Annotated in this window: 21 protein-coding genes; 8 read left to right on the forward strand and 13 right to left on the reverse strand. The window is 73.9% G+C overall.

Annotated elements, in window-relative coordinates; genetic code table 11:
• Nucleotides 1-7 precede the first annotated feature (7 nt).
• From AAEM63_RS01200 to AAEM63_RS01215, 4 genes are all read left to right on the forward strand, one after another.
• Complete coding sequence (locus tag AAEM63_RS01200; RefSeq protein ID WP_341359915.1) at nucleotides 8-946, forward strand: ATP-binding cassette domain-containing protein; 939 nt, start codon at nucleotides 8-10, stop codon at nucleotides 944-946.
• Nucleotides 943-2,118, forward strand: a complete 1,176-nt coding sequence (locus tag AAEM63_RS01205) for an ABC transporter permease (RefSeq protein ID WP_341359916.1) — start codon at nucleotides 943-945, stop codon at nucleotides 2,116-2,118. The genes AAEM63_RS01200 and AAEM63_RS01205 overlap by 4 nt, the downstream gene beginning before the upstream one ends.
• A 330-nt stretch (nucleotides 2,119-2,448) precedes the next feature.
• Nucleotides 2,449-3,207 carry an SDR family NAD(P)-dependent oxidoreductase gene (locus AAEM63_RS01210; protein WP_341359917.1) on the forward strand — a complete coding sequence of 253 codons (759 nt, stop codon included), beginning with the start codon at nucleotides 2,449-2,451 and terminating at the stop codon, nucleotides 3,205-3,207.
• Between the two features lie 118 nt (nucleotides 3,208-3,325).
• On the forward strand, nucleotides 3,326-3,913 hold the full coding sequence (locus AAEM63_RS01215) for an NAD(P)H-dependent oxidoreductase (protein WP_341359918.1): 588 nt from the start codon (nucleotides 3,326-3,328) through the stop codon (nucleotides 3,911-3,913).
• Nucleotides 3,914-4,076: 163 nt separating this feature from the next.
• Here the strand turns inward: AAEM63_RS01215 and AAEM63_RS01220 are convergent, their stop codons facing one another.
• The 7 genes from AAEM63_RS01220 to AAEM63_RS01250 form a co-directional block, all read right to left on the reverse strand.
• Complete coding sequence (locus tag AAEM63_RS01220) at nucleotides 4,077-5,027, reverse strand: zinc-binding dehydrogenase (protein ID WP_341359919.1); 951 nt, start codon at nucleotides 5,025-5,027, stop codon at nucleotides 4,077-4,079.
• 103 nt (nucleotides 5,028-5,130) lie between these two features.
• Nucleotides 5,131-5,982: a carboxylating nicotinate-nucleotide diphosphorylase gene (gene nadC / locus AAEM63_RS01225; RefSeq protein ID WP_341359920.1), complete on the reverse strand. Its 852-nt coding sequence runs from the start codon at nucleotides 5,980-5,982 to the stop codon at nucleotides 5,131-5,133.
• The gene (locus AAEM63_RS01230) at nucleotides 5,979-7,571 is read right to left on the reverse strand and encodes an L-aspartate oxidase (protein WP_341359921.1); all 1,593 of its coding nucleotides are present in this window, start codon (nucleotides 7,569-7,571) and stop codon (nucleotides 5,979-5,981) included. Before AAEM63_RS01230 ends, nadC begins: the two co-directional genes overlap by 4 nt.
• On the reverse strand, nucleotides 7,568-8,545 hold the full coding sequence (gene nadA / locus AAEM63_RS01235) for a quinolinate synthase NadA (RefSeq protein WP_341359922.1): 978 nt from the start codon (nucleotides 8,543-8,545) through the stop codon (nucleotides 7,568-7,570). The genes AAEM63_RS01230 and nadA overlap by 4 nt, the downstream gene beginning before the upstream one ends.
• Nucleotides 8,546-8,767: 222 nt before the next feature.
• Nucleotides 8,768-9,196: an STAS domain-containing protein gene (locus AAEM63_RS01240; protein ID WP_341359923.1), complete on the reverse strand. Its 429-nt coding sequence runs from the start codon at nucleotides 9,194-9,196 to the stop codon at nucleotides 8,768-8,770.
• Between the two features lie 273 nt (nucleotides 9,197-9,469).
• Nucleotides 9,470-11,578, reverse strand: a complete 2,109-nt coding sequence (locus AAEM63_RS01245) for a hypothetical protein (RefSeq protein WP_341359924.1) — start codon at nucleotides 11,576-11,578, stop codon at nucleotides 9,470-9,472.
• Between the two features lie 335 nt (nucleotides 11,579-11,913).
• A complete protein-coding gene (locus tag AAEM63_RS01250; protein WP_341359925.1) occupies nucleotides 11,914-12,837 on the reverse strand; it encodes a hypothetical protein in 924 nt (307 codons plus the stop codon).
• Between the two features lie 211 nt (nucleotides 12,838-13,048).
• Between AAEM63_RS01250 and AAEM63_RS01255 the strand changes: the two genes are divergently transcribed.
• Nucleotides 13,049-13,531 (forward strand): DUF2231 domain-containing protein, encoded by a 483-nt coding sequence (locus AAEM63_RS01255; protein WP_341359926.1) that lies wholly within the window; start codon nucleotides 13,049-13,051, stop codon nucleotides 13,529-13,531.
• 37 nt (nucleotides 13,532-13,568) lie between these two features.
• Here the strand turns inward: AAEM63_RS01255 and AAEM63_RS01260 are convergent, their stop codons facing one another.
• From AAEM63_RS01260 to AAEM63_RS01285, 6 genes are read right to left on the reverse strand one after another with little or no spacing between them, the layout of a single operon-like run.
• On the reverse strand, nucleotides 13,569-15,158 hold the full coding sequence (locus tag AAEM63_RS01260; protein WP_341359927.1) for an ATP/GTP-binding protein: 1,590 nt from the start codon (nucleotides 15,156-15,158) through the stop codon (nucleotides 13,569-13,571).
• A gap of 13 nt (nucleotides 15,159-15,171) precedes the next feature.
• On the reverse strand, nucleotides 15,172-16,683 hold the full coding sequence (locus AAEM63_RS01265; protein ID WP_341359928.1) for an SCO6880 family protein: 1,512 nt from the start codon (nucleotides 16,681-16,683) through the stop codon (nucleotides 15,172-15,174).
• Nucleotides 16,667-18,256 (reverse strand): hypothetical protein, encoded by a 1,590-nt coding sequence (locus AAEM63_RS01270; protein ID WP_341359929.1) that lies wholly within the window; start codon nucleotides 18,254-18,256, stop codon nucleotides 16,667-16,669. Before AAEM63_RS01270 ends, AAEM63_RS01265 begins: the two co-directional genes overlap by 17 nt.
• A complete protein-coding gene (locus AAEM63_RS01275) occupies nucleotides 18,256-19,284 on the reverse strand; it encodes a hypothetical protein (protein WP_341359930.1) in 1,029 nt (342 codons plus the stop codon). Before AAEM63_RS01275 ends, AAEM63_RS01270 begins: the two co-directional genes overlap by 1 nt.
• Before the next feature lie 11 nt (nucleotides 19,285-19,295).
• Complete coding sequence (locus tag AAEM63_RS01280) at nucleotides 19,296-19,574, reverse strand: hypothetical protein (protein WP_341359931.1); 279 nt, start codon at nucleotides 19,572-19,574, stop codon at nucleotides 19,296-19,298.
• A gap of 4 nt (nucleotides 19,575-19,578) precedes the next feature.
• Nucleotides 19,579-20,151 carry a DUF6668 family protein gene (locus AAEM63_RS01285; RefSeq protein ID WP_123916256.1) on the reverse strand — a complete coding sequence of 191 codons (573 nt, stop codon included), beginning with the start codon at nucleotides 20,149-20,151 and terminating at the stop codon, nucleotides 19,579-19,581.
• Nucleotides 20,152-20,291: 140 nt separating this feature from the next.
• Between AAEM63_RS01285 and AAEM63_RS01290 the strand changes: the two genes are divergently transcribed.
• From AAEM63_RS01290 to icmF, 3 genes are all read left to right on the forward strand, one after another.
• Nucleotides 20,292-20,843 carry a hypothetical protein gene (locus AAEM63_RS01290; RefSeq protein ID WP_341359932.1) on the forward strand — a complete coding sequence of 184 codons (552 nt, stop codon included), beginning with the start codon at nucleotides 20,292-20,294 and terminating at the stop codon, nucleotides 20,841-20,843.
• Entirely contained in the window at nucleotides 20,843-21,910 is a 1,068-nt protein-coding gene (locus AAEM63_RS01295) for a M23 family metallopeptidase (protein WP_341361282.1), read from the forward strand. Before AAEM63_RS01290 ends, AAEM63_RS01295 begins: the two co-directional genes overlap by 1 nt.
• Nucleotides 21,911-22,370: 460 nt before the next feature.
• Nucleotides 22,371-25,700 (forward strand): fused isobutyryl-CoA mutase/GTPase IcmF, encoded by a 3,330-nt coding sequence (icmF, locus tag AAEM63_RS01300; protein WP_341359933.1) that lies wholly within the window; start codon nucleotides 22,371-22,373, stop codon nucleotides 25,698-25,700.
• The last annotated feature ends 100 nt before the right edge of the window (nucleotides 25,701-25,800 follow it).

Genomic DNA, 25,800 nt, shown 5'->3' on the forward strand with positions numbered 1-25,800 from the left:
GGGAGCGATGGGCATCCTGGGCTCCGGCCCCACCGGCAGCGCGACCGGGCTCGGCGTGCACGACGTCGCGCACGCGTTCGGCGCGCGCACCGCGCTCGCCGGGGTCTCCTTCAGCGTGGTCCCGGGCGTCATCACCGGGCTGCTCGGACCCAACGGCGCCGGCAAGACGACCCTCCTGCGGGTGCTCCTGGGCGTCCTGACCCCGGACCGCGGCACCGTCACCCACGACGGGCGCGCCGTCGACACCGAGGACCGGCGCAGCTGGGGCTACATGCCGCAGGAGCGCGGGCTCTACCCGGCCATGCCCGCCGGGGTGCAGGTGGTCCACTTCGGTCGCCTCCACGGCCTGGGCCGGCGTGACGCCGTCGACCGCGCGCGGACGCTTCTCGACGAGCTCGGGCTGGGCGAGCGCTGGACCGACCGCACCGACAAGCTCTCCGGCGGCATGCAGCAGCGTCTCCAGCTCGCGACCGCCCTCGTGCACGGGCCTGACGTCATCGTCCTGGACGAGCCGTTCGCCGGACTCGACCCGGTGGCGGTGGAGAACCTCTCCCACACGCTGCGCCGCCGCGCCGCGCAGGGGTGCGTCGTGCTGTTCTCCAGCCACCAGCTCGACCTCGTCCAGGACCTGTGCGAGGACATCGTCATGGTCGACCACGGCCGGACCGTGCTCGAGGGTGACGTCGCCACCCTGCGCACCGCCACCGGCGAACGACAGCTGCGCGTCCTCGTGCGCACCGAGGACCGCTCCTGGCTCGGCCGCGTCCCGGGGGTGGTGGTCGTCAGCGACGACGCCGACGGCCTGCGGCTGGCCCTGTCGCCGGGCACCGACGCGCTCGCCGTCCTCGACGCCGCCCGCGCCGCGGGCCGGGTCGAGGACTTCGGCCTGGACCTGCCCACCCTGTCCCACCTGTTCCTGCGCGCGGCGGGCCGGGAGGCGTCATGACGTGGTGGACGGGCACGCGGCTGGTCGCCGGGCGGGCGATCCGGGAGAACCTGCGCTCGCGGACGTTCAAGATCGTCACGGCCTTCCTCCTCCTGCTCTCCGTGGCCGCGGTCCTCCTGCCCCAGCTCCTCGGCCAGGACGAGCGCGCCTTCACCCTCGCCACCGCCGGGGAGGTCCCGGCCGGGGTGGCCGCCACCCTCGACGCCTCGGCGCGGGCCGCGGAACTCGAGGTGGACTACCTCGCCGCGGCGGACGACGACGCCGTGCGGCTCGCGGTCGAGGAGGGCGACGCCGACGCCGGGCTCGCCGACGACGTGCTCTACACCGCCCAGCCCGGCGGCATCTTCCCGGCCCTGGTGGGCCAGGCGGCGGTCGCCGCCGAGCTGGCCGAACGGCTCGGCGCCGCCGGGCTGGACCCCGAGGAGATCGCCGGGGTGCAGTCGGTCGTCCCGCCCGAACAGGTGGGCGTCGGCGGCGTGGAGGACGCCGACCGGGCCGGGGTGGGGTTCATCGTCGGGATCGTCCTCTACCTGGCGGTCACCTTCGCCGGGAGCGCCATCGCCACCGCGGTGGCGACGGAGAAGTCGACCCGGATCTCCGAGGTGCTCCTCGCCGTCCTGCGGCCCAGCCAGGTGATGGTCGGGACCGTGCTGGCGGTCGGGGCCGTGACGTTCGGCCAGCTCCTCCTGCTCGCCACCCCGCTCGCCGTGGCCGTGCGGGTCACCGACGCGGTCGGGCTGCCGCCGGTCGCCACCACGGACATCGCGCTCGGCGTGGTCTGGTTCGTGCTCGGCTTCGCCACCTACGCGTTCCTCTTCGCCGCGGCCGGCTCGCTCGTGGACAAGCTCAGCGACCTCAGCGCGAGCATCACCCCGATCACCATCGTGCTCGTCGCCGGGTACATGGTGGGCGTGACGGTCGCGACGACCGACAGCGAGGGCGCCGCGAGCGTCGCCGCGTCGATCTTCCCGCTCAGCGCGCCGCTGGTCATGCCGATCCGCTGGAGCGTGGGAGAGGTGCCGGCCTACCAGCTCGCCCTGGCCATGGTGCTGAGCGCGGCGACGGCGGCGCTGCTGGCCGCGTTCGCCTCGCGCGTCTACAGCCGGGCGCTGCTCGTCACCGGGCGACGGGCCCGCCTGCGCGACGTCGTGGGCCGGGGCGCGACCGGCTGAACCCACCGGCCGCACGATGCCGGTGGAGCCACGGGCCGCGGGGTCGGCAGCGCGCCTCGGACATGGCAGCGGCCGGGCCCTGGCCGGGCCCGGCCGCGAGGGTGCGGCGGCCGCCCCTGCGAGCCGTCGGACCCCGACCTCCCAGAGGGTATTAGCCCGTCGCAGGTGCACCTGGGACGGAAGGCCCTCGCGCGGGGTGACGCCACCCTTCCCACCTGGTAGGACACCACCCGATCCGTGCAGGTCCACCCCCTTTGGTCCCGATGTCGGCGCCGCACCCGGGACGACGATGGGCACGTTGGTACCCACGCACACCGAAGGAGAACCGCAATGTCGCAGATCACTCCCGGCCGCTTCACCGGCAAGACCGCCGTCGTCACCGGCGCCGGGTCGGGCATCGGGCGGGCCACCGCCGTCCGGCTCGCCCAGGAGGGCGCCCGTGTCATCGCCACCGACGTCGTCGCGGAGCGCCTGGAGAGCCTCGCGGCCGAGCTCGCCGACGCCGATGTCACCACCGTCGTCGCCGACGTCTCGGACGAGGACGGCGTCGCCGCGGTCGTCGATGCGGCCGGCGGGCGCGTGGACTGCCTGGCCAACGTGGCCGGGATCATGGACAAGTTCCTCACCGCCCACGAGATCGACGACGCCACCTGGGAGCGCGTCATGGCGGTCAACGTCACCGCGGTCATGCGTCTGACCCGGGCCGTGCTGCCGCTCATGCTCGGTGCCGGCAGGGGCTCCATCGTCACGGTCGGCTCCGAGGCCGGCCTGCGCGGCTCCTCCGCCGGCGTCGCCTACACGACGTCGAAGCACGCCGTCGTCGGCTTCACCAAGAGCTGCTCCGTGCTCTACGCACCCAAGGGGATCCGGGTGAACCTCGTCGCCCCGGGCGCCGTGCGGACGAACATCGAGGCCCCGATGGCCTCGCAGTTCGCCGCCGAGCGCCTGGGACCGCTCATGCAGGTGGTCATCCCGCCGATCGCCGAGCCGGAGCACCTCGCCGCGGCCATCACGTGGCTGCTGAGCGACGACTCCGCCAACGTCACCGGCGCGATCCTGCCCTCCGACGGCGGGTGGTCGGCCCTGTAGGCCCACTCCGGACCGCGGCCCTGTGGCGCATGCCACGAAGTCCGCCCGGAATGAAGTTGAATGTTCACGCATTGAGGTGGAGGTACCGGACACAACCCGTCCCACCTCGAGGAGCACCATGACGAAGATCGCCATCATCACCGGCAGCGTCCGTCCCGGCCGGCAGAGCCTGAACGTCGCCACCTGGGTCAAGTCGATCGCCGACCGGCGCGACGACGCCACGTTCGAGGTCGTCGACATCGCCGACTTCAACCTGCCGCTGTGGCAGGAGCCCATGTCCCCGTCGTGGGGTCCCGCGGAGTCGGCCGAGGGCCGGGCGTGGTCGGCGAGGATGGCCGAGTTCGACGGCTACGTCTTCGTCGTCCCCGAGTACAACCACTCCGTGACCGGCGCCCTGAAGAACGCCCTGGACTACCTCAAGCCCGAGGTTGCCAACAAGGCTGCCGCGTTCGTCTCCTACGGCGCCGCCGGCGGCGCCCGGGCGGTGGAGCACCTGCGCGGGATCGTCGCGGAGATGGAGATCGCCCACGTGCGCAACACCGTGATGATGTCCCTGTTCACCGACTTCGAGAACTTCTCGACGTTCACCCCCACCGAGCAGGCCGTCGCCTCGGTCGCCCCGATGCTCGACCAGCTCCTGCCCTGGACCAGGGCCATGGAGGCCGTGCGGGCGGGCGACTTCGCCCCGGTCGGCGCCAACGCCTGACCCGAGGACGCACCGGCACGTCCCACCGACGCCCGGTGACGGCTCCTGCCGTCACCGGGCGTCGTCGTCCCCACCAAGAACCCGACCGGCCAGGACCCGGCCGGCCAGGACCCGGCCGGCCAGGACCCGGCCGGCCAGAACCTCACCGGCTCGGTGCGCGCCGTCAGTCCGCGATGTGCGCGACGACGCGGCCCGTCACGCGGTGGTTCCTGAGGTCGTCGAGCCCGCGCGGGATGTCGTCGAACCCGATCACCGTCACCTCGGGGGAGATGTCCCCGCGGGCGAGCAGCTCGTAGACCGCGGCCACGTCCTCCTTGGTCCCGCCGTTCGAGCCGACGAGGGTCGCCTGCTTGAGGATGACGTCGCGCGTGCTGATGGTGGCCTCGAGCCTGCCCATCCCCACGATGACGATGCGCCCGTCCCGCCGGATCGCGGCGACGGCGTCCGCGGTCGTGGTGCCGAAGCCCGCGTAGTCGACGATGAGGTCGAAGTCCTGGCCGGCCCACTCGGCCACGTCCTTGACGACCGAGACGGCGCCCGTCTCGCGCGCCCGGTCCCACACCGCCTCGTTGATCTCGGCGACGTGGACCTCCGCACCGTTGACGACGGCGACGCGGGCGCCCACCTGGCCGAGCCCGCCGAACCCGATGATGCCGACCTTGTCGCCCTTCCTCAGCCCGCCCTGGACCATGACGGCGTGGTACGAGGTCATCCCGGCGTCGGTGCCCAGGGCGGCGAGCTCGAAGGTCAGGCCCGCCGGCATCGGTACGAGGTCGCCGGCCAGGACGCGGTGCTGGTAGGTGAACCCGCCGTCGCGCGCGTATCCGGGTGCCCCCTCGCTCGCCGTGGGGCAGACCCCCACCCGGTCGCCGACGGCGACCTCCGTCACGCCCTCGCCGACCTGGGCCACGACACCGGCGATCTCGTGCCCGATGACGATGGGGCGGCGGGGGATGAGGGCGAGCCAGCCGGGGTCGGTCATGGCACCGACGTCGGAGTGGCACAGCCCCGCGGCCTTGATGTCCAGGACGACCTCGCCCGGGCCCGGCGTGGGCTCGGGGATGTCCGCCTCGACGAGCGGCTCGTTCGTGGTGGTGAAGTGCCAGGCCTTCATGGCGTCTCCTCGGGGAGGTCGGGTGTGATCGTCACCACCTTCCAGCACCGGAACCGTCCGATTCCGGGACCTCCGGCCCCGTCCCGCCGCGGCGGGACGCGGCTCAGGCGAGCTCGAGGACGTCCAGCCCGATGTCGAGCACCGGCGCCGAGTGGGTGACCCACCCGGCGGACATGAGGTCCACCCCGCTCGCAGCGACCGCCGGCGCCGTGGCCGCCGTCAGCCGTCCCGACGCCTCGGTCACCATGCGCCCGCCGACGAGGGTCACCGCCTCGCGCAGCTGCTCGGGGGTCATGTTGTCGAGCAGCACGGCGTCGACGGGGTCGGTGAGGACCTCGCGGAGCTGGTCGAGGGTGTCCACCTCGATCTCGATCTTCACGAGGTGCCCCACGCCCGCCCGCGCGGCGGTGATCGCCGCGCGCACCCCGCCGGCCAGGGCGATGTGGTTGTCCTTGATGAGGACGGCGTCGTCCAGGCCGAAGCGGTGGTTGACCCCGCCGCCGGCGAGGACGGCGTGCTTCTCCACGGCCCGCAGGCCCGGCGTCGTCTTGCGGGTGCACGTCACCCGTGTCGCGGTGTGGGCGACGGCGTCGGCGATCTGGGCCGTGGCCGTCGCGACGCCCGAGAGGTGTCCCAGGAAGTTCAGCGCCACCCGCTCGGCGGTGAGGATCCCGCGGGCCGGGCCGGTGACCCGGGCGACGACGTCACCCGGGGAGACCCGGGAGCCGTCCGGGCGCTGGACCGTCACCTCGGTCCGCGGGTCGACGAGCCCGAACGCGGTGACGGCGAGATCGGTGCCCGCGACGACGCCCGGGTCCCGGACCACGAGGGCCACCGTGGCGCGCCGCTCGGCAGGCACGACGGTGTCGGAGGTGAGGTCGCCGGCGCGGCCCAGGTCCTCGAGCAGCGCGGCACGCACGAGCGGCTCGACGAGGAGAGGGGACAGGGTTCTCACACGCTGCTCCGTTCGTGGGCGAGGTGATCGGCGGGCCGGCTGCGGTCCGGCTCGAGGGCCTCGGCGAGGGTGAGGGTGGTGTGGACCGGCGCGGCGGGTGCGGGGAAGTCGGTCCGGGTGTGTGCGCCGCGGCTCTCCTCCCGGCGCTGCGCGGAGGCGGCGACGAGGAACGCGGTCAGGGTGGCGTCGTCGACCGCGTCGGGACCTGCCGTCGTCACCCGCTCGCGGAGGTCCTCGACGGCGGCCGTGAGCCCCGGTCGGTCGCGCACCACGCCGACGCAGGCGCTCATGAGGGCGCGCAGGCTCGCGGCACCGTCGCTCGGGACGGCGGGCGGGAGGGCAGGCGCGACGGCGGACGAGACGGCACGCGGGAGCGGCAGCGGGAGGGGAGGCTGCGCCGCGGGCGCGTCCGCGGCTCCCGCCGAGCGGCCGGCGCGCACGTCCGCCGCGACCCACCCGGCGCAGACCGCCGCCTCGAGGAGGGAGTTCGACGCCAGCCGGTTGGCGCCGTGCAGCCCGGTGCTCGCGACCTCGCCCACCGCCCACAGGCCCGCGACCGACGTCCGGCCGTGGCTGTCCACGGCCACGCCGCCCATCGCGTAGTGGGCAGCGGGCCGCACGGGCACCACGTCGCGCGAGGGATCGATGCCGGCGGCCCGGCACGCCGCCGTCACGGTGGGGAAGTGTGCCGCGAAGCCCGGCACCGCGCGCGCGTCGAGGAGGACCTTCCCGCCCCGGTGCTGCTCGGCGAACACCGCACGGGAGACGACGTCCCGCGGGGCGAGGTCGTCGGCCAGCAGGCGTGCGCCGTCCGCGGTGACGAGGTGGGCGCCCTCGCCGCGCACCGCCTCGCTCACCAGCGGCATGGGGTCCAGGCCGACGTCGAGCGCGGTGGGGTGGAACTGCACCATCTCCAGGTCCCGCAGGACCGCGCCGGCGCGGGCGGCCAGGGCGACGCCCTGCCCGCGGGAGGCGGTCGGGTTGGTGGTGTCCCGGAACAGACCGCCGAGCCCGCCGGTGGCCAGGACCACCGCGGCGGCGGCCAGGACGGAGCGCTCGCCATCGCGCTCGACGACGACACCGGTGACCCGGCCGCCGTCGAGGACGAGCCGGCCGGCCCGGGCGTGCTCGACGACCGTGACCGAGGCGGCGGCGCGCACCGCGGCGGCGGCGGCACGCAGGAGCTCGCGGCCGGTGGCGTCACCGCCGGCGTGGGCGATCCGGTGGCGCGAGTGCGCGCCCTCGAGGCCCAGCGCGATCGAGCCGTCGGGCGCGCGGTCGAACCGGGCACCGAGGCGGGCCAGGTGGGCCACGGTCTCGGGTGCGGCGCCGGTGACGGCCTCGACGACCCCGACGTCGCACAGCCCCGCCCCCGCGTGGACGGTGTCGAGCGCGTGCAGGGCGGGGGCGTCGCCGTCGTCGAGCGCGGCCGCGATCCCGCCCTGGGCGAGGTCGGAGGAGGTGTGCTCGCCCAGCTCTCCGGTGGTGAGCACGACGCACGGCAGCGGAGCGAGGCGCAGCGCCGTGAGCAGTCCCGCGAGCCCGCCCCCGACCACGACGGCGGGTGCGTCCTGCGCGCGCGTCCTCATCGCACGGCCAGCATGCGCTCGACGGCCGCGCGGGCGCGGTCGGCCACCTCCGGGTCGATCGTCACCTCGTGGCGCATGTGCTCCAGCGCCGCCCGGATGGAGGCGAGGGTGTTGCGCTTCATGTGCGGGCAGAGGTTGCACGGACGGACGAACTCCACCGCCGGGTTGGCCGCCGAGACGTTGTCGCTCATCGAGCACTCGGTGATGAGCGCGACACGGGCGGGCTGCTCCACGGTGACGAAGTCCTGCATCTGCGCCGTGGAACCGGCCATGTCGGCGGCGTCGACCACCTCGGGCGGGCACTCCGGGTGGGCCAGGACGACGACGCCCGGGTGGTCGGTGCGGATCTGGGCGATGTCGGCCGGGGTGAAGCGCTCGTGCACCTCGCAGTGCCCCGGCCAGGTGATGACCTCCACGCCGGTCTGCCGGGCGATGTTCCGGGCCAGGTACTCGTCCGGGATCATGATGACCCGGTCCACGCCGAGGGACTCGATGACCTTGACGGCGTTGCCCGAGGTGCAGCAGATGTCCGACTCGGCCTTCACGTCGGCGCTCGTGTTGACGTACGTGACCACCGGGACGCCCGGGTGGGCGGCCTTGAGGGCGCGCACGTCGGCCGCGGTGATGGACTCGGCCAGCGAGCACCCGGCACGCAGGTCCGGGATGAGGACCGTCTTGGCCGGGTTGAGCAGCTTGGCCGTCTCGGCCATGAAGTGGACGCCGGCGAGCACGATGACGTCCGCCTCCACCGTCTGCGCCTCGCGGGCCAGGGCGAGGGAGTCCCCGACGATGTCCGAGACACCGTGGAAGATCTCCGGGGTCTGGTAGTTGTGGCCGAGGATGACCGCGTTGCGTTCCTCCTTCAGGCGAAGGATCGCCTCGACGTCGTCGGCCATCGTGGCCCACTCGACGCGGGGGATGACGTTTTGGACGCGCTCGTACAGGGCGTCGGTGCTGATCGTGACGGCGCTCATCGGCCGGCCTCTCTACTTATGCTGCAACTGAGCATTGCTAGTGCTGAGTGTGAGCATAAGCGGTCGGAGGTCGGCCTGTCACCTTGTTCTCACATCGAGAACATCGGCTCAGCGTCCGCGCTCAGGCGCCCGTGGACCGGCGTCCTCGTTCCGGCGTCGGCGGACCGGCGTCCTCGTTCCGGCGTCGGCGGCCGCGGCGCAGCCGGACGCCGCCCGGTGTGACTACTCCGCCGGGAGGGGGTTGCCCTGGTCGTCGACGAGGTCGACGATCTCGCCCACGCGCGTGACCTCGAGGACGAACTTCACCACGTCCGGCGGGTCGATCATGCGCAGCTGGCCGTCGGTGCGGCTCGCGAGCCAGGCGAGCGTGGCGACGGTGGAGGAGTCGATGAACGTCACCCCGCGGGTGTCGACCTCGACCGGCTTGCCGGCCTCGACCGCGGCGTGGGCGGCGTCGGTGAGCTCGCGGGTGAGGACGACGTCGACGGCGCCGCTGAGGACCAGGAGCACTCGGTCGTCGTGGTCGACGAGGTCGACGGAGCCCACGTCGGTCAGGTCGGCGAGAGTCTTGCGGGCCGGGACGCCGTGATCGCCGGGCGTCGTGGGGTTCGTGCTGATGATGGCCGTCCTTCTCGCCGTGCGTGGCGCCACAGAGTTCGCGGCCTGGTCCGCCCGGAAAGGGCACCGGGTGGAGACGGTACGCCGCGTGTGGCCTGCAGGACAACACCGAACCCCGGTGCCCTCCCGCCGGGTCGTTGGCGGGGAAGAACCCCGCCGGTCGGCTCCGTTGCCTTCCGGCGTTCTTCCCCTGGGAGAAGCGTGCACCCCCCTTGACCTTCTGGCAAGGGAGCGCGGCCGAGGGGGCCGAGCCGGTGGCTCGACCCCCTCGGGTGGTGCGGTCAGGCGCTCTGTCCCGTCAGGTCGTCAGCGGCGAGCCCTCGCTCCGAGGTTGACGACGTCGAAGTCGTAGTCGGCGTCGAGAACCGTGAGCTCACCAGTGGCGAGGTTGGAGATCACCACGAAGAAGTCCGCGGTGTTGCCGTTGGCGCACCTCGTGTCGAGGGCGCCCGTGCTGATGTCGCCGTGCTCGTCACCCTCGAAGCGGTAGACGAAGTTCCCCGCGTCGTCCGTGATCTCGAAGGTGCTGTCGGCGCCGGGGGTGAGGTCGCACGTGGAGACGACCTGGACGACCCACTGGTTGATCTGCTCACCCTTGATGAGGACCCAGTCGCCGCCCTCGGTCACGACGGCAGGCGTGCCGTCGACGAGGATCTCGTCGATGAACCAACCGGTGTCGAGGTAGGCGGCGTCCGTGGAGTACCGGAACTGCAGGTCGGTGGCGCCCTCGGGGACGGTCACCTCGTAGTCCAGGTACACCGGCTCGTCGACGAAGTACTCCCCGCCCGAGGTGCCGGTGATGCCGTTGCCCTCGGTGTTGTTGCCGTGCGGGTCGTCGTCCGTCGAGACGACCTCCCCGGTCGCGGCATCCCGGACCTCGAGGGTCACCCACTCGCCGCCGACGAGGGCCTCGACGAAGCCGTAGTCCCAGCCCTCCTCGATGAAGTGCCAGTTCGAGAAGGTCACGGTCTCCCCGCCGGTGATCGCGGTCTCGAGCCCGAGGATGTTGTCCGCCTGGCTCTCGTAGCCGGCCCACCAGTGCAGCTCGTCGGCGCCCTCGGCCGCGATCGTCGTCGTCGCCTCGCCGTCGAACTCGAGGCTGACCTGCGGGCCCGGGTTCCGGAACGTCTCGTAGGAGACGCCGAACGGCAGAGCCGTGGTGCCCGGGCGGTTCTTCAGCCGGTCCCACTTCGCGTCCGGCTGCGCGCCGCGGTAGCTGCCGCGGTCGTCCCAGAACAGGTCGTTGGCCAGGTCGATGGTCCAGCCGCCGGAGGCCGGTCCGAGGTCGAAGTTCTCCAGGTCCCACCTTGAGGAGTCCTCGTCGTCGAGCTTCATCGCGACGGCCCAGTCCTTGAAGAGCTCCTCCGCAGAGCGCAGGTCGTCCTCGGTCGTCGCGTTGTACGCGTCGATCGCGTTCTGGACGCCCTCCATGCCGTCCGCCTGCTCGGCGAAGATCAGGTTGATGAGGAGGTCACCGGCCGTGTCGTCGTAGACGAGGTCGGGTTCGAGGCTGTCGCCGCCGTTGCCGCCCGCCTGCTCCCACAGGTAGAGGAAGTAGCTGAACGACGCGCCGTAGTTCTCCAGGCCGCCGCCCCACCGGGTCAGCGAGGTCTCGCGGTGGAACACCTGCTGGTAGGTGAGGTGGCTGCCGGTCATGTCGTAGCCGTTGAGGAACGCCGCCATGTCGGCGAGGCCCTCGTCCACCCACGACAGCTCCCCGGCGTCGGCGTAGTTCATGAGCATGTGCTCGAGCTCGTGGGCGACGACGCCCTCGTAGAGCTCGGGCCGGTCGTTCGCCGGGTCACCGTCGGTCCACGGCTCGGCGGACGGGTCCTCGCCCACGCGGTTGGCCCAGTCGAAGGCGTCCAGCACCATGACGTTCATCCCCAGGCTCTCGGCGCTGAGGTACTCGGGGGCGAAGTAGCCGGCGGTGTAGGAGCTGACGGTGCAGTCGTAGTAGGAGTCGTCCTGGACGTTGTAGACGAGGGTGACGAGGGCGTCGCTGCCGGACGCCGCGGCACCGAGGTCACCGAAGTGCTCCTCGTTGACCGCGAGGATCTGGCCGGCCAGCGCGTCGCCGATGTACTCGACCTGGTCCTGGGTGAGGACGTAGTCGTCGGCGGAGTTGTCGGCGCACGGGACGAACTCGTCCGTCCCGTCGTGGTCGAAGGCCGGGTCCAGGCTGTGGACGCCCACGACGCTGTCGCCATCGAACGTACCGAGGGGGACGTAGACGTAGACGGGAGTCCCGTCCTCCGTCTCCCCGGCGTAGGCCCGTTCGAACGGCTGGTAGTACGTGCCGCCGGCCGCGCTGTCGTTGACGGGCACGATGATCGTGTCGTCACCGGCCGACCCGTAGTCGGCTGGCGCCGTGTCCGAGTGGGCGGCCATCGCGGGTGCGGCGAGTCCGGCCACTGCGAGTGCTCCGGCCGCGGATCCCGCGACCAGTGTGCGACGAAGTCGCATAGGTGTACCCCTTTCACGCCCTCCGTTGGGCGGATCGATCGACCTATGGAAGGAGGCGGGCGCGGGCTCATGGCGGTGACCGTCTCCGGCGACCCGGGACGAAGGTCCCAGGCGCAGGCTTCAACGTAGACCTTTCCGGCGGGCCCGGTCCATAGCCTGGACGTCCGTTCGCGTCCGCAATCCGAAGACTTCGTCCGGATTATCGTGATGAAGTCTTCTGGTAGAGCGTGCGGTGAGCCTGGAGGAGGCTCAGCAGTTCACCAGCGGCTCAGCGGGTCAGCGGTTCAGCGCGTGCGCGGGATCGGGAGCTTCGTGCCGGCGGCCTCGCGCTCGTCGAGCACCTGGCGGCGGAACCGGAAGAGCTTCGCCGGCCGCCCGCCGGTGTCGGCGTCGACGTCGCCGGTCTCCTCGACCAGCTCCTGCTGCTCCACGAGCCGGCGGAAGTTCTGCTTGTGCAGGTGCTGACCGGCCAGCGCCTCGACCGTCGTCTGCAGGCCGCCGAGCGTGAAGGCCCCGGGCATGAGCTCGAAGACGACCGGGCGGTACTGGATCTTGGCCCGCAGCCTGGCCACGCCGGTGGCGAGGATGCGGCGGTGGTGGCGGTCCATGTCGGCGCCCGGCACGCCGTCGCCGGGGCCTGAGCCGTTCCCGCCGGGCCCCCGGCGGTCCCCGTGCGCCTCGGGCACGAGCCCGGCCTCGTACAGCAGCTCGTAGCGCTGCAGCGTCAGGCCCGGCAGCCAGGGCCGGCCGTCCAGCCCGAAGGTCACCGCGGCGCGCAGGCGGCGGCGCTCACGGTCCTCGTCCCGGGCGGCCTCTGCCCAGCGGGCCAGCGCGGGGGCGATGGTGCGGGCCACCGTGTCGTCGCCGTCGCGGCGGTCCTCCCACGGGAAGTACTCGTACCAGCCGCGCCACTGCGCCGTCCGGGCCGGGACGGTCGTCAGCCCGAGGTAGGAGACCTCCAGGACGGGCCGGTCCCCCCGGTCGCGGTCGGCGAAGGTGTAGAGCTGCTCGACGTAGCCGAGGTCGTAGCCGGTCTGCTGCTCGACCCACGAGCGCATCCCCGCCTGCATGGAGCGGTGGCCGGGCTCGAGCGGGCCCGAGGGCAGGCGCCGGCCGTCCGCCGTCGTCAGGACGAGCGGTTCCCGGTCCTGGACCGCGGTGATGACGGCGACGAGCTCGGCGACGACGAGGTCGCGTTGCGCTGCCACCCGCTGCCCCCTCTTATCGCCGCCACCTGCTGCACCGCCATCATGCCAAGGTTCCGCCGGCTCGCCCGCCGGGCTCGCGACGACGCCGCGGCCGAGTCTGTGCCGGTGCGCCGCAGCCGCCGGGGAAAACGGGTCCACCGGGGGACGGCGGACGGTAGCGTCGGCCCACCGGGCGCTCATCTCGCCGGGGTCTCGGACCGGAGGAACCGCGATGCTCGACCTCGTCGACGGACTGCCGCTGCACCCCCTCGTCGTCCACGCCGTCGTCGTGCTCCTGCCCCTGGCGGTCCTGGGCACCCTCGCCGTCGTGGCGGTGCCCCGGCTGCGTCCCTTCACCCTGCTGGTGGCGCTCGTGGCGACGGCCGCTGCGGTGCTGCTGCCGGTCGCGTCCGAGTCGGGCGAGGCCCTGGAGGAGCGGGTGGGTGAGCCCGGTGTCCACGCCGAGCTCGGCGAGCAGCTGGTGGTCATCGGGATCGCCCTGGCCGTCGTGCTGTGGCTCCTCACGCTGCTGCGGCGGGGCGGCACCGGCCCGCTCACCGCGGTGGTCGCCGCCCTCGCCGTCGTCACGGCGCTCCTGGCGGGGGTCCAGGTCTACCGCGTGGGGGAGAGCGGTGCCCGGGCGACGTGGGGCGACGTCGCCGGGACGACGCAGCCGGGTGAGATCGAGGACGAGGACGAGGACGAGGAGGACTGACGCCGGTCGGCGACCGGGGGCGGTCAGCGAGGGGTCGTCAGCGCACGGGGTGGACCCCGCGCAGCTCGGCGTCGTCGTCGGGACGGTCCTCCCGGCGAACCTGGGGCCGGTCCTCCGGGCGGTCCTCGAGGCGGTTCTCCGGGCGGGACACGGGCCCGACGCGGGAGACCTCCTCCCAGCGCTTGTTGGTGTCGTGGATGCCCATCTCGACGCTGGTGAGCTGGACCTGCACGGGGATGCCGGGCCGGCCGCCGACCTTGATGAGGAACTTCCCGCGCCCGGGTGGTGCGGTCTCGCGGTTGTGGATGGGGTCCCACGCCGGCGGGTCCTGCCAGCCGATGAGCATCTCCTGCTCGGCCCGCGAGAGCGGCACGGCCTGGGTGAGCATGGCCATCTCCGCCCCGGGCAGGCCGCCGGCGATGACCATCCCCGAGCGCTCGACGAATCCGCGGGCCTTCATGCGGTCCTGCTCGGCGGGCAGCGCCAGGAGGTCCGACATCGTGTGCGAGATCATTGCCGTCCCCACGCCGCGGGTGCGGTTGAGGCGGGTGAGGGCGTCCACCCGGTCCACGAGGCCCCGGCCGGCGCGCAGCACCCGCCACAGCTCGTCGAGGACGACGAAGTAGTGCCGGCGCGGCTCCACCCCGGCGTCGGCGAGGGCGTTGGCGACGTTGACCATGCCGAACCCGGCGGACCAGCACGCGAGCATGACGGCCGCCTGGAGGTCGGTCTGGGCGTCGTCGATGTGCGAGACGTCGTAGACGACGGGCCGGTCGCGGCGCATCGGGCTCGACGTCGGCCGGGAGAACGTCCGGCCCAGCCGGCCGCCGTCGACGAGACCGATGAGCGAGGCCTCGAGGTTCTCCGTCAGCGACTGGTACCGGTCGATCGAGCCGCGGTCGAGCGCCACCTGGCGCACCGGGTCCGGCGCCTCCCGGATGATGCGGAGCAGGTCGGGCAGGACCGGCACCCCGTCGTGCCGCTCGTCCAGCACCGTCAGGGCCCGGTCGAGGATCGTCTCCTCGCGGTCCCCGGGCGGGGCGGCGCGCAGGATGGTCAGCAGCGAGGAGACCATCGCCAGGCGGCGGTCGTGGGCGTCGGCGAGGACCATCTGCCGGGCCGAGCCGGTCAGGCGCTCCGCCGCGGAGGTGGCCTCGCCGGGGTCGAGCACGTTGATGTACCCGCGTGACCCGCCGAGGGAGATGACCTGCCCGCCGAGGGCCTCGATGAGGTCGACGTAGTCGGGCTTGAGGTCGCCCAGGACGAGCGGCATGACCCCGTACCCGGCCAGCCCGGCGGCCATCCGGCGCACGAGCGTGGACTTGCCCAGGCCCGGCAGCCCCAGCACGAACGCGGACGGGTTGGAGATGAGGTTCGCGCGCTGGAACCACGAGACCGGGTCGCAGCACACCGTGGCGCCGGAGATCATGTTCCGGCCCAGCGGCACCCCCACCATGGGTGTGCCGGTGCCGATCGCGTAGGGCCACAGCCCGCACACCTGCCGCGTGGAGCCGCGCCACTCCGGGACGGGCTGGACGACCTTCGCCGCCCCGCGGCCCAGGCCGGCCCAGCCGCGGGGGCCCGCCCGGCGAGGCCCGCCGGCGTCGTCCTTCGCCCTGGTGCTCACGTTGCGCGCCCCCTCACAGCCGGTCCCGCACTTCGCTGGGCAGCGAGACGTGCCGGGGGAGTACGAGCCCGAGGGGCAGGGCGGCGGCGAACGCGGAGTCCTGGGAGCCGTACACCGGCCGCAGCCGCAGGCGTGCGGTGGCGGCGAGGTTCTCCACCGCGGCGCGGGCGTCCATCTCCCGGCCGGTGTCCATGACGGTGGCGGTGACGAGCATGCCGAAGTTGACCAGGCCGGCCCCGGCGGCCTCCTCCTGGGCGGTCAGGGCGGCGGCCCGGGTGGCCAGGACGTCACGCGCGGTGGGCTTGTCCGTGGCGGTCTGGCGGAACTGGGCGGCGCGCAGGTCCGCCTCGACGATCGCCGCGGCGGAGGCGGCGTCGATGGGCCGGTAGAGGAGGGTGACGCGCTTGCGGGCGATGTCGCGGTGCGGGGCGAGGAGCCGGGCGAGGATCGAGGACTGGACGTTGCCGCGCGGCGCACCGGTCATCGCCCAGGTGACGGACAGCCCCGAGTCGTGGCGGTAGGCGTCCCACGACGTCTCGTGGGCGGTGGGGCCGACGTCGGACCACGTGAGCGGCGGGACCTCCCCGGTCGCGTGGGCCTCGTCGATGGCGGTCGCCGCGGCGGGGTCGTAGGCGACCCGCACGATCTCGCACAGCTCGAGGGCGTCGACCGGGTGGGCCGGGCCGGCGCCGGTGGCCTGGAGCTCCGCGGTGAGCGCGGGCAGTCGGGCGCCGAGCTCGCGGGCGAACTCCGCGGGCTTGCGCCGCTTGCCGCCGCCGCGGGCGGCAGTGAAGGTCAGGGCCACGTACGCGCGGACCGTGGAGGAGCCGGCGGGGTAGTCCCGCACGGTCTCGGCGAGCAGGCGCCGGGCGAACTCGGGGGCGTCGGGGTCGAGGTGGGTCGTGACCTCGCGGCGCAGGCGCGTGCCCGTGTCGGGCGCGGTCTCGACCGTCACGGACGCGGCGATGATGCCGGGCTCGTCCCCGAGGTTCGCCAGCCACAGCCCCCAGTCCGAGACCCAGGCGTCCACCTGCTCCTCGTCGACAAGGGCCGCGCCGTCCGGCTCGGTGCCGATGACGACGGTGTACGACGTCGTCGCCGGGACGTAGACGAGGGCGAACGGCCGGCCGTAGGAGTCGTGGTGCTCGGTCAGGCGCGACGCCGCCGCGAGGCCGGGCAGCTGGTGGGTGCCCCACGGGGTCCGGCCCAGGGGTCCTGAGCGGTAGAGGTGCTCGCCGGCCGTGCGCTGGCGCCACCACCCCACGCGGGCGGTGCCCTTGTCGACGGCGTTCATCCCGTGCTTGTCGCGCACCGCGATGGAGAGCAGGACGACGCCGAGGGCCGCGGCCACGAGCAGCGCGGTGATGAGGTCGGCGAGCATGACGACCAGGACGACGACGATGAGCCCGCCGAGCAGGATCATCGTGCCGACGGTGCCCAGGCCGAGCAGGCCCGGTGACGTCGGGCGACGCCAGTTGCCGTAGGTCCGGGGCGCGTGCCCGGCGGGGTCAGCGGCTGCTGCCACGTCGACCATCTCCCTTGCTGGTCAGGCGGGGTGGGCCGCCCGTCCCGTTCGTGCCGTGCCCGTTGCCGTGCCCGTTCACGTCGGGACCATCCTGCCTCTCGGGGGCCGCCGTCGCACCGCCGTCGTCCGCCTCGGCGCTCTCGCCGTCCTCACCGGGGCCGCCGGCGGGGACCCGGCCGTCCGGGGCGATGGCGTCGCGCGCGCCGGCCGGGACGGGCAGCACGGGTGCCCCCTGGGTGGCCGCGCCGGCCGCGGCTGCGCCGGGCACCGGTGCGGCGCCGATCTCGGCGCGGGCGCCGGACGGACCGAGCTGCGTCACACGGCCGGCGGTGCCCACCGCACCGGCGGGTCCGGCGCCGCCGGCGCGTACCCGGGGGACCGGGACGGCGCCGGTGGGCAGTGCGGCGGAGGTCGACGTCGAGGTGGTCGTCGTCGCGGGCCCGGCCGTGCCGGTCACGGTGCCCACCAGCGGGGCCGCGACGCTGATGAGCGCCGGCAGCGCGAGCAGGGCCAGCGTCATGAGGATGATGCCGGTCAGGACCGGCACGAGACCGGAGCCGTCGTCGGCGAAGACGTTCTGGTCGCGCAGCTGGAAGGCGGTGGCGTAGACGATCGCGACGGCCGGCTTGTACAGGACGAACGCGATGATCCAGGCGACCACCCGGTGGAACCAGGTGCGACCGATCGCGGTGTTGGTGAAGGAGGCCGAGAGCGGGAAGATCCCCGCGAGGATGACGAGCATCGCCGCGCGCAGGACCATGAGCATGATCTGGGCGAAGGAGACCGCCAGCGCCGCGAGCCCCAGGACGATGACGATCAGGACGCCGAGGTCGTCGGAGAAGGTGAGCATCGCCTCGACCTGCGTGCCGAAGTCCGCCCCACCCGTGACCCGCTCGAGCAGCCAGGCCGCGAAGGAGTCCGCGGCGACGACGGCGAGCCCGATGACGGTCAGGCCCGCCCCGGCGACGACGACGAGCGTGAGGAGGGAGCGCACGAGGTCCCGGCCGGGGGCGGCGCGCTGCTCCCAGGCCATCTTCGCCCCGGCCACCATCACCGAGAGCACGGCCATCGCCGCGGTGAACCACCACAGCGCGTTCTGCGTCGCCGCCGCCGGTCCGCCGCCGGAGGCCGCGAACCGCTCGGGCGGGACGAGGGCGCTGACGATGGCCGAGGCGGACGAGACGAGGATGACGGCGCCGAGGACGACCCCGAGGCGGCCCAGCTGACCCTCGGCCTCCCCACGCCGGCCCTTGAGGGCCATCGCCGCGCCGAGGGCGATGATCGACATCACCGCGATGCCGAGCGAGACCCACAGCACCCAGGACAGGACGGTGTTGACCGTCTCCACGCTCCCGGGCGCCACCTCGCCCGGGGCGACCACCGGGGCGTCACCGTCGGTGAGCGACGGCGTGACGATCGACGTCCACATCGTCCCCAGCGAGCCGAGCGTGGTGTCGAGGGCCTCGCGCACGGCCCCGGCGAGCTGCTCGAGCGCGCCCGTGCCGCCGTCGGTGGTCCAGCTCGAGGTGGTGCAGGCGACGTCGAGGGGGTCGCAGCCGGTCCGGGTGCTCATCAGGCCCCCGACCAGACGGTGTAGCCGGCGAGGTTGGGGATCTGCGCCGGCGGGGTGGGCAGCGTGCCGATGTCGGTGAGGCGGACCTTCCAGTCCCCGCCCTGCCAGAGGAGGTCGACGACGAAGCTGCCCAGGGCGCCGTTGTCCAGGCCCAGGGCGATGTCGACGCTCGCGGAGGCGCCGTCGTAGGCGATGACGTGGAAGCCGCGGATCTGGTACCGGGCGACGGTCGCCGGCAGCGGGACGGGTGCGGGTGCCGGCGGGGCGGTGGTGGCTGCCGTGGGCTCGGTGGTGGCGCCCGTTGCCCCTGCGGTAGGCGTCGCGGTCACGGCGGCTGAGTCCGCTGCCGCGGCGTCCGCGGCCTCGGCGTCGAGGCGTGCCACGGCGGCGTCACGGCCGGGCCCGGTCGCGGTGAGCTCCGCCGTCGTGCGCGGCAGGAGGGCGTCGACCGACCCCATCGCGACGATGTTCGCCGCGGCGAGCAGCGCGCCGGTGGGGCTCTGGGCGTAGCAGGACCGGAAGCCGTCCGGCTCCTTCACGCCGGGGCCGGTCCCCGGCAGGGCCGGGGCGGCCACCGTGCCCACCAGCTCCCAGGCCACGCCCTCGGGCGCCCGGGTGACCGTGCCGTCCGTCTGGGCCGGGCCCATGCCGCAGACGCTCGGCTCACCCGCGGCGGCGGGGTCGGCGGTGTCGTCGGTGCCGGCCGGCGGCGCAGCGCCGGTGGCGCCGTCGCCGGGCTCGCCGTCGTCGGCGGGTCCGTCCGTCGCGCCGTCCGCGTCTGCGGTCGGGTCGTCGCTGCCGTCGGTGGTGGGGTCGTCGCCGGGCTCACCGGTGGGCTCGCCGGTGGCGGCGGCCCCGTCCGGCCCGCCGGTGGCCGGCGCCGTCGCGGCCGGCGGGGCGCCGTCGTCGCGCCGCTCGTTGGCGACGGCGAGCCACACGCCGAGGACGACGACGGCCACGACGAGGACCGCGGAGACGAGGAAGACCGGCCGAGCCCACACGCTGCGGTCGTCGAGGTCGTCGGCCATGGGGCGCCTGCTCAGGCGAGGGCTCCGACGAGGAAGTACGACGCCGAGATGACGATGACCCCGGCCAGGGCCATGCCGATCCGGCCCAGGTGCTCCCCGCCCTCACCGCGGCGGGAGCTGATGCCCATCATCGCGCCGGCAACGATGAGGCCGAGGACGCAGATGCCCAGGGCGATCCACTTGGTCCACGCCAGGACCTCGAGGAACCCCTCGGTCCCGGGTGGCGCCTCCCCCTCGCCCGGGTTGGGCACGTTGGCCAGGAGGGCCAGGGCGGCGGCGGGCAGCACCATGTGCTCAGACCCCCCGGCCCGGCAGGAGCGAGTCGAGGTCGTGAATCAGCCGGGTGAGCTCGCGCGGGACCGGCCGCGGCTCGTCGCCGAGGCGCCAGGCCTCGACCCAGGGCAGGTGCCAGACCCGCGGCACCCCGCCGCTGACGAGGTCGGCGAGCTCGCGCAGCGCCCGGGGGAGGCGGCCGGGGGCGTCGGCGAGCAGGACGAGCCCGACGAGCGTCACGCCGGGCACCGAGCCCGAGGCCCACTGGGTGGCGGCGAGCTGGGTGGCGCGCAGGCCGGTGAGGTGGGTGCGGGCGACGAGGACGACGTCCTGCGGGCGGGAGAGGTCCGAGGGCACGGGCCAGGCATGCCCGGCTGCGGCCGAGCCCGCGACCGCGCCGGCCAGGGTCGTCTCCCCGGCGCCGCCGTGGGTGCCGAGCCACCACGGGGCGGCGCGCTCGTGGCGCTCGCGGGCGGCGAGGCCCTCGGCGGGGGCGCGGACGCCGCGCTGGGGCGTGGCCGGGCCGGTGGGCAGCGGGAAGTAGTCGCCGGCCGCAGTCGAGCGTGCCCTTGTCCCTTCCGGGTGCCTGCCCATACCAACCCCATTCGCGCCGACACCTGCCCGGTGCACCAGTACGGACACCCATCATGCGTCCTTCTGGGATCATCGTGTCGTAGAACGGGATGCGAGCACAGATGTAAATGGTCCCGATCTGGCCCCCAAAATGAGGGAGCGTGCGAGCGATGGGCTCGGTGCGTGCGGGCACGGCGGTGGTGTCGCTCCTGCTCGCGGGCGCGCTCCTCGGCGCGTGCTCGGACGAGCCCGGGTCCCCGGCGCCGTCGGCGCCCGCCACCACCGCCGCTCCCGCGCCGCTGCCGGCGGTTCCGACCGCCACCGGGGAACCCATGGAGGGTGATCTCGGCTCGGCGACCGGGGCGCCCGCCCCGGTCTGGGACGAGGAGTCGCGGGCCGCCGCCGTCGCCACCGCGACCGCGGTGATGACCGCCTACGCCCGGCCCGCGCTCGACCCGGACGCCTGGTGGGGAGAGTTCTCGGGCTTCCTCAGCCCCGCCGCGCAGCAGGACTACCAGTGGGTCCAGCCCGCCTCGATCGCTGCCACCACGGTCGGGCCGGGGCCGGCCGTCCTCGTCGACGAGTCGAGCGTCTACCTCGCACGGGTCGAGGTACCCACTGACGCCGGGACGTACCGGGTGCTCCTCAGCCGTCAGGACGGGCCCACGTCGTGGCTCGTCGAGCGCGTCGAGCCGCCCGAGGGGGTGGCGTGATGCGCCTCCGTGCCAGGACGGTCGTCACGCTCCTCGTCGGGTTCCTCGTCGCCTCGCTCGTGGGACTCGTCGGGCTCGTGCTGTACATGGACGCCGACCGCTCCCCGCTGGCGGACTGCAACGTCACCGGAGGGTCGGTGCGGATCGTCGACGCCGCCGGGGTCGAGACCGCAGAGATCTCCGGGTACAGCGGCGTCCAGCTCGCCAACGCCGCGGCGATCGTCAACGCGGGCGCTGACCTCGGCCTCGGCGCCCGGGACCAGACCATCGGCGTCATGACCGCGATGGGGGAGTCCGGCCTGCAGGTGCTCGACCACGGCGACGCCGTCGGCCCCGACTCCCGCGGACTGTTCCAGCAGCGCGACAACGGCGCCTGGGGCACCTACGAGCAGCGGATGGACCCCACCGCGTCCGCGACCATGTTCTTCCAGGCGCTGTCGCGACTGCCGGACCGGTGGTCGCTGCCCCCGACGATCGTCGCCCACCGCGTGCAGATCAACGCCGACCCCTATCACTACGAGCGGTACTGGCCGGCCGCCGTCGCGGTGGTCACCGGCCTGGCCGGGCAGGACCTCGACGCGATCGCCGCCCTCGCCGGACCATCCCCCTGCAGCGCCATCTCCGCCGCCGGGCTGACCGCCGACGGCTGGACCGTCCCCCTGCTGGGCACCGTGCGCTACACCTCGGCGTTCGGCATGCGGGTCAACCCGGTCACCGGCGTTCGCCAGCTCCACTCCGGCGCCGACCTCGCCGCTCCCGACGGCACCCCGATCTACGCCGTCGGTCCCGGGGTCGTCACCATCGCGGGGCCCTCGAGCGGGGGGAACACCGGTTACATGGTGGCGGTCGACCACGGCGGCGGGGTGCAGACGAGGTACGTCCATCCCTGGCCGTCCGGCATCCTCGTGCGTGTGGGGGACCAGGTGACCGCCGGTCAGCAGATCGCCCGCGTGGGGTCCTCCGGCAACTCCACCGGCCCGCACCTGCACTTCGAGGTCCGCGTCAACGGCATCCCGGTCGACCCGATCCCCTTCATGGGGCAGCTCGGCGTCGGCCTGGCCGTGTAGGGCGGTGCGGCACGTCCCTCCGACGCCGGGACGTTCGTGCCGCGCCGCGGACCTTTCTGCTGGCGCTGGACGTTCGGGCCGCGTCCGGCGACGCCCGGCCCGCGCCGGTGCGCCGGGACCGGGTGTTGCTTCGGCGCCTGTTGGCCGATCGGGAATCGTGCTCGGCCCGGTGATCGCAGTGCTCGTTCCTGTTGCAGGCGTTCGTTCCAGTTGTAGGTGTTCGTAGCTGTTGCACGCGTTCGATGTGCCGACGGGTGCGCATGAACCGGACACGGAAGACGCCGGGCCGAACGGAACGTCCGTTTGGCCAACAGTGCTCACACATGGATCAGGTCGGAGACCTCGCCCTTGCCGTCGACAGCCCTCGCCCCCGGTCTGTGGCGGTGGCAAGGGCGGTGGTGCAGCAACCCCCGGGGATCGCGTCGTGGGACGCCTTGACGCCCTGTCGTAACCTCGGGACATGTCCAACGAAGGGCACACCGGCGTGACGACGGCGGGCGTGGACGCGCCCCCCCGACGCCCCGCCCCCGAGGTCCCGACCGGCACGGGCGAGAACCCGCCCAGCCCGGCAGACGGCGCCTCCGCCCCTACCGCGTCCCTGTCCGCCCCCGAGCTGCAGGTGCCGGTCCACCCCGTCCGGGTCGTCACGGCCGCGAGCCTCTTCGACGGCCACGACGCCGCCATCAACATCATCCGGCGCATCCTGCAGTCGCAGGGCTGCGAGGTCATCCACCTGGGGCACAACCGGTCCGTGGCCGAGGTGGTCGACGCCGTCGTCCAGGAGGATGCCCAGGCGGTCGCGGTCTCGTCCTACCAGGGCGGGCACCTGGAGTACTTCGCCTACCTCGTCGACCGGCTCAGCGAGGTGGGCTGTGGCCACGTGCGGGTGTTCGGCGGCGGCGGGGGCGTCATCGTCCCGGAGGAGATCGCCGTCCTCGCCGAGCGCGGCGTGCGGATCTTCTCCCCGGGGGACGGGCAGCGCCTGGGCCTGCCCGGCATGGTCAACACGATCGTCGCGGCCGCCGACGTCGACCCCCTGGAGGCCGCCGAGGGCAGTCCCCCCGCGCGGGACGACCGACGCGCGCTCGCCCGCACGATCACCGCCCTCGAGCTGGGCCGGCTCGACGACGCGGCGCTGACCGCCCTGCGCGCCGCCGGGTCCGCGCGGCCGGCCGCGGTCCTCGGCATCACCGGGACCGGCGGGTCGGGCAAGTCCTCCCTCACCGACGAGCTCGTCCGGCGCCTGCGCCTGGACCAGGGCGGCGACCCGCGGGTCGCCGTCCTGGCCGTCGACCCCACCCGGCGTCGTGGCGGCGGCGCCCTGCTCGGCGACCGCATCCGCATGAACGCCCTCGACGAGGGCACCTCCTTCCGCTCCATGGCCACCAGGGGGGCCGAGCTGCCCCCGGCGCTGGACGACGTCGTCCTGGCCTGCCGGGCGTGGGGCGCCGACGTCGTCGTCGTCGAGACGCCGGGGATCGGCCAGGGTGACGCGGGCATCGTCGGCCACGTGGACGTGCCCGTCTACGTCATGACGCCGGAGTTCGGGGCCGCCAGCCAGCTCGAGAAGATCGACATGCTCGACCTCGCAGACGTCGTCGTCATCAACAAGTTCGAGCGGCGCGGCGCCGAGGACGCGCTGCGCGACGTGCGCCGACAGGTCGCCCGCAACCGGGAGGTCTGGGACCCGTCCGCGGAGCTGCCGGTCTTCGGCACCATCGCCTCGCGGTTCAACGACGACGGCGTCACCGCCCTGTACCTGCACCTCCGTGACCGCCTCGTCGCGGCCGGCGCCCGCCTCGGACCCGGTCGGCTCGAACCGGTCCCCGGCCGGGTGTCCACCCGCGTCGCCCCGATCGTTCCCGCCCACCGGGAGCGCCACCTCGCCGAGGCGGCCGAGGCGGTCCGCCGCTACCACGACGACACCCGGCGGCAGGCGACGGCGGCCCGCCGGCTCCAGCGCCTGGAGGACGTCCGTGCCCAGCTCGCCGCGGACCAGGCCGACACCTCCGACGTCGACGCGCTCCTCGCCGGTGCGCGGGCCGCCGTGGACGACGACGCCACCGCCCTCCTCACCGGGTGGCCGGACGCCGCCGCGGCGGCGCGGGAGATCGAGCCGGCGCGCTCCCTCGCCGGCACCCCCGTCCCCCGGCTGGCGCTGCCCCGGCTGCACGACGACGGCGACCTGCTCCAGTGGCTGCGGGCGGAGCACCTGCCCGGGCACTTCCCGTACACGGCCGGCGTCTTCACCCGACGCCGCGTGGACGAGCACCCGGCCCGCATGTTTGCCGGCGAGGGGGACCCCGCCCGCACCAACCGGCGCTTCCACCTCCTCGCGGAGGGCCAGCCCGCGACCAGGCTGTCGACCGCTTTCGACTCGGTCACCCTCTATGGGTTCGACCCCGACGAGCGCCCCGACGTCTACGGCAAGGTCGGCAACTCCGGTGTCTCGGTCGCCACCCTCGACGACATGAAGGCCCTCTACGACGGGTTCGACCTGTGCGCGCCGGGCACGTCGGTCTCCATGACGATCAACGGACCGGCACCCGCGGTCCTGGCGATGTTCCTCAACACCGCGATCGACCAGCGCCTGGCGGCGTTCGAGCGCGAGCACGGCCGTCCGCCGGGGGCCGACGAGGCGGCGGAGGTCCGGGCTGCGGCGCTCCGTGACGTGCGGGGCACGGTCCAGGCCGACATCCTCAAGGAGGACCAGGGGCAGAACACCTGCATCTTCTCCACCGAGTTCTCCCTGCGGTGCATGGCCGACGTCCAGGAGTGGTTCATCGCCCACGAGGTGCGCCGCTTCTACTCGGTCTCCATCAGCGGGTACCACATCGCGGAGGCCGGCGCGAACCCCATCACCCAGCTCGCCTTCACCCTCGCCAACGGTCTGACCTACCTCGAGGCCTACCTCGCTCGCGGCATGGCCGTGGACGACGTCGCCCCGAACCTGTCGTTCTTCTTCTCCAACGGCATGGACCCCGAGTACGCGGTCCTGGGCCGGGTGGCGCGCCGGGTCTGGGCGATCGTCCTGCGGGAGCGGTACGGGGCGAACGAGCGCAGCCAGCGGCTGAAGTACCACGTCCAGACCTCGGGGCGGTCCCTGCACGCCCAGGAGATGGCCTTCAACGACATCCGCACCACGCTGCAGGCCCTCATCGCGCTCAACGACGCCGCCAACTCCCTGCACACCAACGCCTACGACGAGGCCGTCACCACCCCCACCGAGGAGTCGGTGCGCCGCGCCCTGGCCATCCAGCTCGTCATCGGCAAGGAGTGGGGCCCGTCGACGAACGAGAACCCCAACCAGGGCTCGTTCCTCCTCGGCGAGCTCACCGAGCTGGTGGAGGAGGCGGTGCTGGCCGAGCTCGAGAGGATCTCGGCACGCGGCGGCGTCCTGGGCGCCATGGAGACCGGCTACCAGCGCGGCCGGATCCAGGACGAGTCGATGCTCTACGAGCGGCGCAAGCACGACGGCTCGCTGCCCGTGGTCGGCGTCAACACGTTCGTCGCGCCCGACCGGCCCGCCGGCGAGCCGGACGCCGCGCACGGTCCGCGCCGGCTCTCGCGATCCACGGAGGAGGAGAAGCGGGGCCAGATCGCCCGGCTCCGGGACTTCCAGGCCCGGCACTCCGCGGAGCGGCCCGCTGCTCTCGAGCGGCTCCGCCGGGCCGCGCTGGCCGGGGACAACGTCTTCGACGTCCTCATGGACGCCGTGCGCGTGTGCTCGCTGGGGGAGATCACGCAGGCGCTGTTCGACGTGGGGGGCCGCTACCGGCGGAACGTGTAGGTGGCCGGGCGGAAACGTGCAGGTTAGGGCCGCTTCCGGCGGAACGTGCAGGTCGTGCCGCTGCCGGTGAACGAACGGGGAGGCCCGGCGGTCGTGCGGG

Source organism: Georgenia sp. M64 (assembly GCF_038049925.1).
In the GTDB taxonomy this organism is placed as follows: Bacteria; Actinomycetota; Actinomycetes; order Actinomycetales; family Actinomycetaceae; genus Georgenia.

Bases quoted from the DNA above. Each gene is read 5' to 3' on its own strand.
- AAEM63_RS01215 (WP_341359918.1), top strand. From the start codon at position 3,326: ATGACGAAGATCGCCATCATCACCGGCAGCGTCCGTCCCGGCCGGCAG.
- AAEM63_RS01205 (WP_341359916.1), top strand. From the start codon at position 943: ATGACGTGGTGGACGGGCACGCGGCTGGTCGCCGGGCGGGCGATCCGG.
- AAEM63_RS01285 (WP_123916256.1), bottom strand. From the start codon at position 20,151: ATGGGCAGGCACCCGGAAGGGACAAGGGCACGCTCGACTGCGGCCGGC.
- icmF (WP_341359933.1), top strand. From the start codon at position 22,371: ATGTCCAACGAAGGGCACACCGGCGTGACGACGGCGGGCGTGGACGCG.
- AAEM63_RS01210 (WP_341359917.1), top strand. From the start codon at position 2,449: ATGTCGCAGATCACTCCCGGCCGCTTCACCGGCAAGACCGCCGTCGTC.
- AAEM63_RS01270 (WP_341359929.1), bottom strand. From the start codon at position 18,256: ATGAGCACCCGGACCGGCTGCGACCCCCTCGACGTCGCCTGCACCACC.
- AAEM63_RS01280 (WP_341359931.1), bottom strand. From the start codon at position 19,574: ATGGTGCTGCCCGCCGCCGCCCTGGCCCTCCTGGCCAACGTGCCCAAC.
- nadA (WP_341359922.1), bottom strand. From the start codon at position 8,545: ATGAGCGCCGTCACGATCAGCACCGACGCCCTGTACGAGCGCGTCCAA.
- AAEM63_RS01200 (WP_341359915.1), top strand. From the start codon at position 8: ATGGGCATCCTGGGCTCCGGCCCCACCGGCAGCGCGACCGGGCTCGGC.
- AAEM63_RS01230 (WP_341359921.1), bottom strand. From the start codon at position 7,571: ATGAGGACGCGCGCGCAGGACGCACCCGCCGTCGTGGTCGGGGGCGGG.
- AAEM63_RS01220 (WP_341359919.1), bottom strand. From the start codon at position 5,027: ATGAAGGCCTGGCACTTCACCACCACGAACGAGCCGCTCGTCGAGGCG.
- AAEM63_RS01275 (WP_341359930.1), bottom strand. From the start codon at position 19,284: ATGGCCGACGACCTCGACGACCGCAGCGTGTGGGCTCGGCCGGTCTTC.
- AAEM63_RS01295 (WP_341361282.1), top strand. From the start codon at position 20,843: ATGCGCCTCCGTGCCAGGACGGTCGTCACGCTCCTCGTCGGGTTCCTC.
- AAEM63_RS01255 (WP_341359926.1), top strand. From the start codon at position 13,049: ATGCTCGACCTCGTCGACGGACTGCCGCTGCACCCCCTCGTCGTCCAC.